Annotated in this window: 14 protein-coding genes and 1 other annotated feature; all 14 genes read right to left on the bottom strand. The window is 40.7% G+C overall.

Features of this window, described 5'->3' with window-relative positions; all coding sequences use genetic code 11:
- Positions 1-120 precede the first annotated feature (120 nt).
- A complete protein-coding gene (locus G8761_RS03715) occupies positions 121-1,407 on the bottom strand; it encodes a solute carrier family 23 protein (RefSeq protein WP_166023788.1) in 1,287 nt (428 codons plus the stop codon).
- 227 nt (positions 1,408-1,634) lie between these two features.
- The gene (gene pyrR / locus G8761_RS03710; protein WP_166023785.1) at positions 1,635-2,180 is read right to left on the bottom strand and encodes a bifunctional pyr operon transcriptional regulator/uracil phosphoribosyltransferase PyrR; all 546 of its coding nucleotides are present in this window, start codon (positions 2,178-2,180) and stop codon (positions 1,635-1,637) included.
- 144 nt (positions 2,181-2,324) lie between these two features.
- Positions 2,325-3,236 (bottom strand): RluA family pseudouridine synthase, encoded by a 912-nt coding sequence (locus G8761_RS03705; RefSeq protein WP_166023783.1) that lies wholly within the window; start codon positions 3,234-3,236, stop codon positions 2,325-2,327.
- A complete protein-coding gene (gene lspA / locus G8761_RS03700; RefSeq protein ID WP_166023782.1) occupies positions 3,208-3,699 on the bottom strand; it encodes a signal peptidase II in 492 nt (163 codons plus the stop codon). Before lspA ends, G8761_RS03705 begins: the two co-directional genes overlap by 29 nt.
- 66 nt (positions 3,700-3,765) lie before the next feature.
- On the bottom strand, positions 3,766-4,068 hold the full coding sequence (locus G8761_RS03695; RefSeq protein ID WP_166023780.1) for a hypothetical protein: 303 nt from the start codon (positions 4,066-4,068) through the stop codon (positions 3,766-3,768).
- 212 nt (positions 4,069-4,280) lie between these two features.
- The gene (gene ileS, locus G8761_RS03690) at positions 4,281-7,046 is read right to left on the bottom strand and encodes an isoleucine--tRNA ligase (protein ID WP_166023778.1); all 2,766 of its coding nucleotides are present in this window, start codon (positions 7,044-7,046) and stop codon (positions 4,281-4,283) included.
- Between the two features lie 100 nt (positions 7,047-7,146).
- Positions 7,147-7,383 (bottom strand) — a binding site (T-box leader).
- 47 nt (positions 7,384-7,430) lie between these two features.
- Complete coding sequence (locus tag G8761_RS03685) at positions 7,431-7,946, bottom strand: DivIVA domain-containing protein (RefSeq protein ID WP_027323314.1); 516 nt, start codon at positions 7,944-7,946, stop codon at positions 7,431-7,433.
- A gap of 88 nt (positions 7,947-8,034) precedes the next feature.
- Positions 8,035-8,808, bottom strand: a complete 774-nt coding sequence (locus G8761_RS03680) for a YlmH family RNA-binding protein (RefSeq protein ID WP_166023776.1) — start codon at positions 8,806-8,808, stop codon at positions 8,035-8,037.
- Between the two features lie 138 nt (positions 8,809-8,946).
- Positions 8,947-9,210 (bottom strand): YggT family protein, encoded by a 264-nt coding sequence (locus G8761_RS03675; protein ID WP_166023774.1) that lies wholly within the window; start codon positions 9,208-9,210, stop codon positions 8,947-8,949.
- A 6-nt stretch (positions 9,211-9,216) separates the two neighbouring features.
- Complete coding sequence (locus G8761_RS03670; RefSeq protein WP_166023772.1) at positions 9,217-9,660, bottom strand: cell division protein SepF; 444 nt, start codon at positions 9,658-9,660, stop codon at positions 9,217-9,219.
- Between the two features lie 12 nt (positions 9,661-9,672).
- Positions 9,673-10,350: a YggS family pyridoxal phosphate-dependent enzyme gene (locus tag G8761_RS03665; RefSeq protein ID WP_166023770.1), complete on the bottom strand. Its 678-nt coding sequence runs from the start codon at positions 10,348-10,350 to the stop codon at positions 9,673-9,675.
- Positions 10,350-11,177 (bottom strand): peptidoglycan editing factor PgeF, encoded by an 828-nt coding sequence (gene pgeF / locus G8761_RS03660; protein ID WP_166023768.1) that lies wholly within the window; start codon positions 11,175-11,177, stop codon positions 10,350-10,352. The genes G8761_RS03665 and pgeF overlap by 1 nt, the downstream gene beginning before the upstream one ends.
- Before the next feature lie 65 nt (positions 11,178-11,242).
- A complete protein-coding gene (locus tag G8761_RS03655) occupies positions 11,243-11,500 on the bottom strand; it encodes a YlmC/YmxH family sporulation protein (RefSeq protein ID WP_166023766.1) in 258 nt (85 codons plus the stop codon).
- 93 nt (positions 11,501-11,593) lie between these two features.
- Entirely contained in the window at positions 11,594-12,373 is a 780-nt protein-coding gene (gene sigG, locus G8761_RS03650) for an RNA polymerase sporulation sigma factor SigG (RefSeq protein WP_166023764.1), read from the bottom strand.
- Positions 12,374-12,552 lie beyond the last annotated feature (179 nt).

Raw genomic sequence — 12,552 nt, 5'->3', positions numbered from 1 at the left:
ACAGGGTGTTTGCGCTGAAGCAAGCCCAACAAGGATTTTATTTTCCTTCTTGTGCCTGTCATCAGTTACGCTACACCCTTATTCGCCTCTCTGGACTCATTTAAAAGGTTCGCTTTCGCTTTATGCAGATTTTTGTTCTTCAAACAGATCTTCTTTTGCAGGCTCTCTGCCTGGAAGTACTAGGTTTAACACTACACCGATAATCGCCGCTAGAGCCATACCCTGGATTTGGAAGTTCGCGACCTTGATAAACGCGCCGCCGATTCCGATAACAAGGATTACTGAAGCAATCACAAGATTACGTTTATCACCAAAATTAATTTTACTGTCTACCAGCATACGAAGGCCAGAGGAAGCGATGATTCCAAACAGAAGGATGGATACTCCGCCCATAACAGGCGTTGGTATTGTGCTGATTAATGCTGTCATTTTTCCAATAAAGCCGAATAATACTGCAATTACTGCCGCGCCGGCAAGGACGTACACGCTGTAAACCCGAGTGATGGCTAGCACTCCAATATTTTCACCATAAGTGGTTTTAGGAGGCCCCCCGATCAGCGCAGAAATCATTGTCGCCGTTCCATCTCCTAAGATAGAACGGTGCAGCCCAGGATCTTTAATATAATCTTTTCCTACTACCTTACTTAAGACGAGCTGGTGGCCAATATGCTCAGAAAGCGTCACAATCGCTACTGGCACCATCAATCCAACCAGACTCCAGGTTACTTTTACTTTATAGTCAATAAAAGGGAAGAGAAAATCAGGCATTTCAAACCAATGAGCTTTACCAACTGGTGCTAAATCAACCACTCCAACTGCAAGTGCATAGATATAGCCTACAACAATTCCTCCGAGAATCGGAATCATGCTAAGCATTCCTTTAGCATAGATGGAGAAAATTACAGTTGCTGCCAGTGCAACAAGGCCAACTGAGAAGTGAAGCAGGCTGTATTTCCCTGCAGGGTTGTTCATTGCCATGCCTACAGCAGTGCTAGAAAGTGAAAGTCCGATTACAACAATAACAGGCCCAACTACTACCGGAGGAAGTAGATTCATAATCCAGCGGTATCCTGCTTTTTTAATAACTAAAGAAACAATTCCGTATACAAGACCTGCCATAAAGGTACCGATCATGGCTGCTCCCGGACCGCCTGACGCTTTTGCGGCAATTACCGGAGCAATGAAGGCAAAGGAAGAGCCAAGATATGCAGGTACTTTAAATTGAGTAATTAACAAGAAAGCGAGTGTTCCAAGGCCGCTTGAGATTAATGCGATGGATGGGCTTAATCCGACCAGGTAAGGAACAAGGATGGTTGCCCCAAACATTGCGAACAGATGCTGAATACTAAGTGTAAGCCATTGGGCGGGTTTTGGAACATCTTTTACATTCAGGATAGGTTTATTCATTATTTCTTTCTCCCCTTGTATTATATTTATTTTTGCAAGAAGAATTCCAACGGCTTTAGTGGTAGTAAATAATGCCGGTCTTTTCCGCTTCTCTTTAACTTTCCTTAAAATGCCTAAAAAAACCCTCTTTGCCTGATTAGTAAACAAAGAGGGTAAATGGCTCAAAAATCTGAGCTCCATTCTGACTCCCTTTGTCAGCCTCACAGGACTGCCATTAAAAGGGTTATTTATTTTTCAAAAATGCTGACCTGATCAGCATTGTCAATTTCCGAAAGCTCCACTACGATTTTTTCCGAACTGGAGGTAGGGATATTCTTTCCTACATAATCTGCCCTGATTGGAAGCTCCCGGTGTCCGCGGTCTACCAGTACAGCAAGCTGGATAGAGGATGGACGGCCAATATCCATTAAGGCATCCATACCCGCTCTAACGGTTCTTCCAGTGTAAAGGACATCATCTACAAGGATCACTTTTTTGTCTGTAATATCAAAAGGAATATCCGATCCTTTTACAAGTGGTTCCTGGTTTTCTGTTTTTTTAGTAAGGTCATCACGATAAAGCGTGATATCCAATTCACCAATGTTAATTGGAGTTCCTTCAATTTCCTCAATTCGATCGGCAAGGCGTTTTGCCAGGTAGATGCCTCTTGTTCGAATGCCAACAAGGATGCTGTCCTGAACTCCTTTATTCTTTTCAATTATTTGATGTGCGATCCTGGTTAATGCTCTGCGGATTGCTTGTTCATCAAGTACTTCTGCTTTTTGTTCGGCCATAAAAAAAACCTCCCACCGTTTTGGCGAGAGGTAACGTTTTGGCCAGTTTACCGGCCCCTTGCATTCCGTTTCCTTCTCAGCCTCACGGGACTGATTTAAAGGACTATTCAACTAAAGTTATCTTATCTTACAAACTTTGACATGTCAATTATTAATTCTTAAATAGCCCAGAAGCTCTTCAAAATCTTTTGGAAGAGGAGCCTCAAACTCAAGGTATTCTTTTGTTCTTGGATGTACAAACCCTAGAACTCCCGCATGCAATGCCTGGCCATCTATATCAAGAGTCTTTTTCGGTCCATATTTTGGATCACCCGCAAGAGGATATCCAATATACTTCATATGCACCCTGATCTGGTGAGTCCGTCCTGTCTCAAGCTGGCATTCAATAAACGTAAAGTCCTTGAACCTTTCTATCACATGAAAATGAGTAACAGCATGCTTACCCTGGTCCACAACTGTCATGCTCTGACGGTCTTTTGGATCTCTGCCAAGGGGAGCGTCTACCGTTCCGTAGTCATGCGGTATTACACCATGTACAATTGCTTTATATTTTCTTGTAACCGTTTTTTCCACGAGCTGATTAACCAGACTTTCATGAGCCATGTCATTTTTGGCTACCATTAAAAGACCTGAAGTATCTTTATCAATTCGGTGAACAATACCAGGCCTCATGACTCCATTAATTCCTGATAAATCCTTACAATGAGCCATCAGCCCATTTACCAGTGTCCCATGTAAATGTCCGGGTGCCGGGTGAACCACCATGCCGCGCGGTTTATTTACAACCAGAACATCACTGTCTTCATAATAGTAATCCAGGTCCATTTCTTCAGGGATTACATCCAATGGCTCCGGATCTGGAATAACAATTTCAATCGAATCATTAACACTGCATTTATAATTGGTTTTAACTTTCTGCCCGTTAACCAGAACATATCCATCTTTAATCCATTGCTGGACCTGTGACCTGGACCATTCTTCATTTATTGAGGAAACAGCTTTATCAATCCTGTCTCCCTTTTGGTCCTCAAGAACCGTGTGTTCCATTTTCTCCATATGATTTCTCCTTTGTTTCTCTCTCTTCTCGCAGCATTTGAATCATCAATAATGCCACACCGATGACAAGGGACGAATCTGCAACATTAAAAACAGGAAAGTTGTAACTGAAAATAAATGTATGGATAAAATCAACTACTTCTTTTCGAACGACACGATCAATAAAATTACCAATCGCCCCGCCCAGCATTAACGCAAGTGAAATGCCCAGCATTGGCTTTCCTTTTGCTGCTTTTTGCATGTAATAGATGATTCCAATAATTACTACAACTGTTATGGCATAAAAAAGCCACATCTGCCCTTGCAAAATTCCCCATGCCGCACCTCTATTGCGATGGGATGTAATATAAAGAAAATCCTTTATTACCGTTATGCTTTCACCAAATTGCATTTTTGCAACAATCAGCCATTTTGTAACCTGGTCTAATAAAATAATTAAAACAGCAATCAAATAATAAAACACCGGAAAACCTCCACATTATGCGATGACTTCCCTAGCATTTTAGCACAACCTGGCTTCATCGTAAATCTAACGGTCAAAAAACAATTCCTCATATGGTTTTTTATAAAAGAAATTTATAACAGCACAGTCTTTCTCAGTCCTAAGTATAGGAACAATGGAAAGCAGGTCCTCGGGTAATAATTCGCCCGAAAATTCACATTCACCAAATGTTCCCTTTTTGATTTTTCCCATTGCATTCTGAACATCTAAAAGTTCATCTTCCAAAATGGATGTGAACCATGTTTTATCCTTCATTTTACTTAAACGGTTTATCAATTCCTTTTCGGTATTACGGAGTTCCACATACAGCTTTTCAGTTGATGCTATCATATTCCTGCCTCCGTATAAGATTTTTTCTTATTATTGCCTGTGGCTTAAAAGCAAACCTTTAAAACATTTGTCATCATCACTAGCAATTGTCGGAGGTGGAAATAATAACATTTTAATAAGTAACATTTTAATGGATAAAGTCCTTTTGCCGGGAGTTGGAAAAATGCCCGTAAAAAAAAAACCCATGCAAAAATTTGCACGGGTTTTTTTGGTTATGCAGTATAATTTTCTTTTACTACTTGTGCGCATCGAGGGCAAAGTGTTGGAAACTCTTCTGCCTTGCCTACCTCTGTTGAGACAGTCCAGCATCTTTCACATGTTTCGCCTTCCGCTTTGGTTACAACAATAGCTGCAGTTTCAAGCTTTAATGCATTTTCCGGTGCAGCATCGTAGGATCCGGCTACTTCAAAACCTGAAACGATAAAGAGCTGGCTCACGCTCTCCTGGATAGAATCCAGTAATTCACGAGTCTTATCATTTACATACAATGTAACCTTTGCAGTCAAAGATTTACCGATCACTTTTTCGTTTCGGGCTTCTTCAAGAGCTTTTAGAACATCATCACGAAGCTTCAAGAATGCAGACCATTTATTTTCGAGTGCAAGAGCGTTCTCCAATGGCTTAAACTCAGGCATATCTGTAAGCTGTACACTTTCCTCTTTACCAGAAGGAATGAAGCTCCATACTTCATCCGCTGTATGAGAAAGGATTGGTGCAGACAATTTTGTAAGAGCAAGCAGAGATTCATAAAGAACAGTCTGGATAGAACGACGTTCATAATTGTCTTTTGATTCGATATATAAAACATCTTTTGCAAAATCAAGATAGAATGCACTTAAATCAAGAGTACAGAAATTATTGATTGCATGATAAATTCCTGCAAACTCATAATTTTCATAAGCGGAACGAACATATTTAATTAGCTTGTTCAGCTTTACAAGCATAAACTGATCTACTTCTCGAAGTCTTCCATACTCTACCGTATCTGTTTCAGGGTTAAAATCAGAAAGGTTTCCAAGCAAGAATCGGAAGGTGTTACGAATTTTACGGTAAACCTCAGCAACTTGCTTAAGAATGGCATCAGATACCCGAACATCGGATTGATAATCTACTGATGCTACCCAAAGGCGAAGAATATCGGCACCAAGCTGATTCATAACTTTTGCCGGTACCACAACGTTACCAATTGATTTACTCATCTTTCTTCCTTCACCATCAAGAGCAAAGCCATGGCTCAGGACGCCTTTATAAGGAGCTTTTCCTGTAACTGCCACTCCAGTTGAAAGGGAAGAGTTAAACCAGCCGCGGTACTGGTCGGAGCCTTCAAGATAAAGGTCTGCTGGACGCTGCAGGTCATCCCTTTCTTCCAAAACAGACTGATGAGAAGAACCGGAGTCAAACCAGACATCCATGATGTCCGTTTCCTTTGTAAAACGTCCATTCGGGCTGCCAGGATGTGTAAATCCTTGAGGCAATAGATCTTTGGCTTCTCTTTCAAACCAAACATTTGAACCGTTCGCTCTAAAAAGATCAGAGATATGATTAATGGTTTCATCAGTAATGATTGGGTCCCCGTTTTCAGCATAGAATACCGGAATTGGAACACCCCATGCACGCTGACGGGAAATACACCAGTCACCACGGTCCCGTACCATATTGAACAAACGAGTCTCACCCCAGGCTGGAACCCACTTAGTTTCCTTAACAGCCTCAAGAAGGTCATTACGGAAATCCTTGATGGAGGCAAACCATTGTGCAGTTGCACGGAAGATTACCGGTTTTTTGGTTCTCCAGTCATGCGGATATGAGTGTGTGATAAAGGTTAACTTTAGAAGCGCTCCTGCTTCCTCAAGTGCCTGAACAATTGGCTTATTAGCTTCATCGTAAAACAGTCCTTCAAATCCCGGTGCTTCGTTTGTCATCTTACCCCGGTCATCAACCGGACAAAGTACTTCAAGACCGTATTTTTGACCTACATGGAAATCGTCTTCCCCGTGGCCTGGAGCGGTATGGACGCATCCTGTACCTGCATCAGTAGTTACATGCTCCCCAAGCATAACAAGGGAATCACGGCCATAAAGCGGGTGAGATGCCAAAATGTTCTCAAGCTCGCTTCCTTTTACTTTCTGAACGACTTCAGCTTCTTCCCAGCCAAACTCTTTTTTAACAGATTCAAGCAGCGCTTCTGCGACTAGATATTTACCTCCGTTTGCTGAAACAACCACATATTCTAGCTCCGGATGTACAGAAATACCAAGGTTTGCTGGAATTGTCCATGGTGTTGTTGTCCAGATAACAATGCTGGTATCTGTATCGAGCACACCTTTGCCATCTTTTACTTTAAAAGCAACATAAATGGATGGTGATTTTTTATCTTTGTATTCGATTTCAGCCTCAGCAAGTGCAGATTCACTTGATGGGGACCAATAAACAGGCTTAAGGCCTTTATAAATATATCCCTTTTTCGCCATTTCACCGAATACTTTAATTTGCTGTGCTTCATATGAAGGATTTAACGTGATATAAGGATTTTCCCAGTCACCCCGGACTCCCAGGCGTTTAAATTGAACTCTCTGGTTGTCAATTTGCTCAAGAGCATATTCCGCACATAATTTACGGAATTCAGCAACTGTCATTTCTTTGCGTTTAACCCCTTTATTTGTAAGCGCCTGTTCAATTGGGAGGCCATGAGTATCCCAGCCTGGAACATAAGGAGCGTTATAGCCACTCATTGATTTAAAGCGAACAATAAAATCCTTTAAAATTTTATTTAGTGCATGGCCCATATGGATATCGCCGTTTGCATACGGAGGTCCATCATGAAGGATAAACATCGGGCGTTCTTTAGTTCGCTCCTGCACCTTATTATAAATATTCATTTCCTTCCATTTTTCCTGAATTTCAGGCTCTCTCTTTGGAAGATTGCCGCGCATCGGAAATTCAGTCTGCGGCATGAGCAGTGTATCTTTATAATCCATTTTTTCTTCCTCCTGACACTATCATCATTGACAAATCATCAAAAAGTTAAAAGGTATTGCCCCGCTATTTTTTCAGAAAACAAAAAAACCCTCTCATCCCAATAGGGACGAGAAGGTTTATTCCCGCGGTACCACCCTGATAGATCATGCGCTTATGCACATTTTCCTCTTTTACATTCGTAACGTGAACAAAACGCCTCTGCTTAATTACCTGTGAAGGCGTTCAGCAAGGAACTCAAGGGTGATATTCCAGCTTTCTGCTTATACCAGGCTCCCACCATCCCCGGTTCGCTAAAAAAGCAATTGAAAACTGTACTGTCCCTGTCACCGTCTTTTGACCTGTCAACTTTATTAGAAAATTATATGCGAAATGCTATCATTTCGTCAAGCTAGTGAATCTTCTTCCTCAGTAGCTTTCAGTTCAGTAGCATCGAGCTCATATTCCAGCAGATGATCCCAGTCATCTGTGTTAAGCATATCAAGCTGAGCTTCAATCAGCATTTTAAAACGTGTACGGAAAACCTTGGATTGCTTCTTTAAGTCCTCTATTTCCAATGCGATTCTTCTAGCTTTGGAAAGTGATTCATTTACAATCCTGTCAGCATTTTTTTCTGCTTCCTTAATAATTAGCTTAGCTTCCTTTTGGGCATTTCTTTTTACTTCTTCCCCTGCTTCCTGAGCTATAATAATTGATTTATTAAGGGTTTCTTCAATGGTTGTGAAATGTCCAAGACGGTCATTTAAATCTTTAAGACGCTCTTCCATTTCTTTTTTCTCTCTAATGATCAACTCATAGTCCTTGATAACCTGATCAAGAAATTCATTTACTTCGTCTTCATCATAACCTCTGAATCCTTTGTTAAATTCCTTATTGTGTATATCTAACGGTGTTAAAGGCATGACGCCACCTCCAAATGTATCAGAATCATTATGTATTAAAGCAAATATTCGACATCTTTCACATAAAGTCCTTCATGGACAGGATAAATTATTTTTGCTTACCAATGATTATTCTGATTTTTTCCTTTTTCGTTACACCTTCCAGTGATATGATTTTGACCCGCCCATGTCCCCTTACGGAAATAAGGTCGCCCTCTTCACACTCAAAGGAAGGATTTTCAATGTTTGTCCAGTTCACTTTTACATGTCCCTGCTGAACCAACAGCTGAGATTTTTGCCGGGAGAGATTATGTATTCCAGAAACAACCGTATCAAGGCGAAGTGAAGAAACAGTAATGGATTGCTCTGTTATAGATACGCCAGCAGATATAGCTTCACTGAATGCCATTTCCTTCAGTGTAACGGAAGCCCTGCCTATGGTTTCAAGCTGTGAAGTAATATAAGGTCCTATCTCCCGTACAGCTAGAAACTGAATCCTGTCACCTTCAAATAGAATGTCACCATATTTCCCTCTCTTAAGACCAAGTGACATGAGACTTCCAAGAACCTGAGGATGTTCGATGGTAACAAACTTTGAAGGATAGTCCACTTCATAAAGGCTGATTTGAAAATCCTCTTCCGATGGTTCCATATATTCTGGATAAATAATGGCTCTTTTTCTTTCAGCATCTTTAACTCCGCCAAAAAAATCCCATTTTACCGGGGTATGTTCACCTATTATAACCTTTAAAATATGCTGCTCCCTAGGATCAAGAAAATCAGTCAGCCTTGGTGCATAAGCATTATCAACATAATCCTTCCAATGCAGCACCTGGTCAATGAAATCTCGTTCCTCGGGCCTGAAATGCTGATATATATTCATTTCATACCTCTTTTAAAAGAGTAAGCGCCCGATTTTAGTTCCTGGTATACAGTAACCTGAAGGAAACCAGCTAAAGGGCGCTGATGTTTCAAACGTATTATCTTAAAAATTAACAGCCTCTCCGTTTCAGGGCAGTTCTTAGACAAACCAAATAGCTAATCTGTTAAGTCCGCTTGAAGCGAGATTCAGTACCATAAACGCAACAATAGGAGAAATATCAATCATACCAATTGCCGGAACGAATCTTCGGAAAGGCTCAAGATACGGTTCGCAGATTCTGCTTAAGAATCGGCCAACTGAGCTGTTTTGAGCATTTGGAAACCAGGACATTAAAATATAGATAATTAATATCCATGAATAATAGTAAAGCACCTTTTGCAGAAGATAAAATACAAATGCCATTAACTTCTACCACCTCGTGTCTCGTAAATCATGCTCCTGCATGATTTCTGAAATTGCTCCTGAAACTTCTACATTGTCCGGAGTGCATAGGAAGATACTGCTTCCTATTCGTTGAATATCACCGCCAATGGCATAAACGGTACCGCTTAAAAAGTCCACAATACGCTTTGCCTGGTCATGTTCAATACGCTGCAAATTAACAACAACAGCCCTGCGGTTTTTTAAATGATCAGCAATATCCTGGGCCTCTGCATATACCCTAGGTTCTACTAATACTACTTTGGAAGATTTTTGAACACTTTGAAGGCTGACGACATTCTGGCTTTTCGCTGCAACCGGCTGCTGCCTTTGCGGTTTTACCGGCTCTACTTCCTCAACATATTCCTCTTCAGTATAATCATATTCATCATCTAGAAAGAAAAATGTTTTGATTTTTGATTTAATGCTCATTTATTGCACCTCCTAATCTTCTTCTCCAACTAATGCAGTTCCGATCCTCACCATTGTTGCTCCTTCTTCAGCTGCAATGGAATAATCGTTTGACATCCCCATTGAAAGTTCCCTGCACGGAGCATGGGTAAACTGGCATTTTTGTATATCTTTTTGAAGGTTTTTTAGTGTTTTGAAACAATTTCGCAGTATATTTTCATTATCGGTATTTGGGGCCATTGTCATTAGCCCGTCAACGACAACATTTTTGAGAGGAGCCAGCTCCTCAATAAAATTAATAACATCCTCCGGCTGCATTCCATGTTTGGATTCTTCACCGGAAACATTAACCTGCACAAAGCACTTGATGGGGTTTTTAGCTCTTTTATTAATTTCTTCAGCAAGCGACAAACGGTCAAGTGAGTGAATATATTGAACCTTATCAATTATATTTTTGACCTTCCTTGTCTGAAGGGACCCGATAAAATGCCACACAGGCTTGTCCCTCAGTACTTCCCACTTTTTTAATAGCCCTTCGTCCCGGTTTTCTCCTAAATCAAGAATACCTGCCCCAACAGCCTCAATGGCTCTTTCGGTACTGACATATTTAGTAACCGCAATTATTTTTATATCTTCCGGATTTCTTCCTGCCCTGCGGCAGGCATCTTCGAGTTTATTTTTAATGTCCTTAAGCTTTACTGCAACTTCCATTATGGCTTAACTTCCTCCTTCCAGCCGATAAAGGCAGCCATTCTTCCAGTCTTGCCGGAATCACGCCGATGGGAATAAAAATGATCCTGATCGCAGCTGGAGCAGAGTCTGGTAACGCTGATATTCTGTTCTGGTATGCCAGCGGCCATCATAATCAATTTATTTGTTTCCTGTAAATCAAGTCTATACTGCCCCTCTTTTATTTGATTATAGGGCTTTTTTTCGACAGATTCTAGTGTATTTTGTACAAAAGTAAGAACACGGTCATCCACAATATAGCATTTTTCGCAAATAGATGGACCAATTGCTGCATAGATTTCAGATGGCTTAATACCTTCCTTCTCCCAGGCCTCTGCCATATTCCGGGCTATGCCATGGACTGTTCCTTTCCAGCCGGCATGTGCACAGCCAATCATCCCTGCTTTTGGGGCAATAAAAAAAAGGGGGACACAATCAGCAAAACAAAGAGTCAGCAAAATCCCCCGCTCTGACGTATAAAATCCATCCGTACTTTTAAAGGCGTCCTCATAGGAACGGGCTCCCTGCCCGCGGTCTGAAGCAGAAATTTTTCTTACAAATACTTCATGAGTTTGTTCGGCTCCAACCCAATTGTCCAAAGGAAAATCGATCAATTCTGCTAAACGGTCCCTATTTTGGCAAACCGATTTCTGTTCATCCCCCACATGAAAACCAAAATTCAAACTGGAGAAGTGATCCCGGCTAACTCCCCCATTCTTAGTGGTTATTCCTGCAGTCAGCCCAGGAAATTGATCTATCCAGTTTTTGATTACAAAAAAGGAGTCATTTTGTAAAATAAACGGTTCCATTTCTTACCTCGCGCTTTTTTTATATAGTTTAACATAAAGAGCCAAAAAAAGTGTTATTTCTAGGTTCATTCATTAGATTCGGGAATTTTCCCATTAAATCTGACAAGAACTACATCTTCACCTATTTTTAAAATATTCCTCCATGGGATAACAATTTCATCCTCTTTACCAAATAAGCCCAAAACTTTTCCGTTTTTATTTATGACCACTGATTCAATTTTTCCAGTATCAAGATTAATTTCTATATCCCCAATATTTCCAAGATTTTTTCCATTTGCCACATTGACAACATCCTTTATTTGAAATTCTGAAATTTTTATCATCTTCCTCACTCCTCTTTCCTGCTATTTAAAAATATATGTATAGGTTCGCCCAAAAATTTCTGGATAACAATGAAAAAGCTGCCCATTGGCAGCTTAGCTCTGGATATTTTTATTCATTTGTTTTATTGCTGCTTTTTCAAGCCTTGAGACCTGAGCTTGGGAGATTCCTATTTCATCTGCAACTTCCATTTGAGTTTTTCCCTGAAAGAATCTTTTGCGGAGAATGAGTTTTTCCCTTTCATTCAACCTTCTCATTCCCTCTTTCAGTGCGATCTCTTCAATCCAGTGAATATCCTTGTTCTTCTCATCACTCAGCTGGTCCATTACATAAATCGGGTCTCCCCCGTCATTATAAATCGGTTCAAATAGAGAGACGGGATCCTGGATTGCGTCGAGGGCAAAAACGATTTCCTCATGTGGCACTTCCAGTACACGGGCGATTTCTTCAGCAGTTGGTTCACGGGATGTTTCGCTCATCAATTTTTCTCTTACCTGCAGTGCTTTATAGGCAATGTCACGCAGCGATCTCGATACACGTATAGGATTATTATCCCGCAGATAACGCCGAATTTCTCCTATGATCATTGGCACTGCATATGTTGAAAATTTAACGTTTTGACCTAGGTCAAAGTTATCGATAGATTTCATTAGACCGATACAGCCTACCTGGAATAGGTCATCAACGAATTCGCCACGATTGTTAAATCTCTGGATGACGCTTAATACCAGCCTTAGGTTCCCGTTGACAAGCTTTTCACGCGCTGTAATATCGCCATCTTGCATTTGTTTGAAGAGCAGTCTCATTTCTTCATTTTTTAAGACAGGAAGTTTTGATGTATCCACACCGCATATTTCAACTTTATTTCGTGTCAATCATTTTCCCTCCTCATAGGAGCTGCTGTACAAAAAACAGTATCTCCGTGAGCAGGAAAATTATGCACATCTGTTTTTTCATGAAGGAAGTGAAATGGATCAGAAAAGCTGCCATTTCCCTTGCATTTCTGGGGGAAATTTTTCTTTTTGGAAATAAAAAAAAGATTTTTTAATATAGG

It is taken from the genome of Neobacillus terrae (genome assembly GCF_011393025.1).
GTDB lineage: Bacteria > Bacillota > Bacilli > Bacillales > Cytobacillaceae > Neobacillus_A > Neobacillus_A terrae.
The sequence above is the reverse complement of the archived record's forward strand: the minus strand, read 5'-3'. Positions and strand labels throughout refer to the sequence as shown.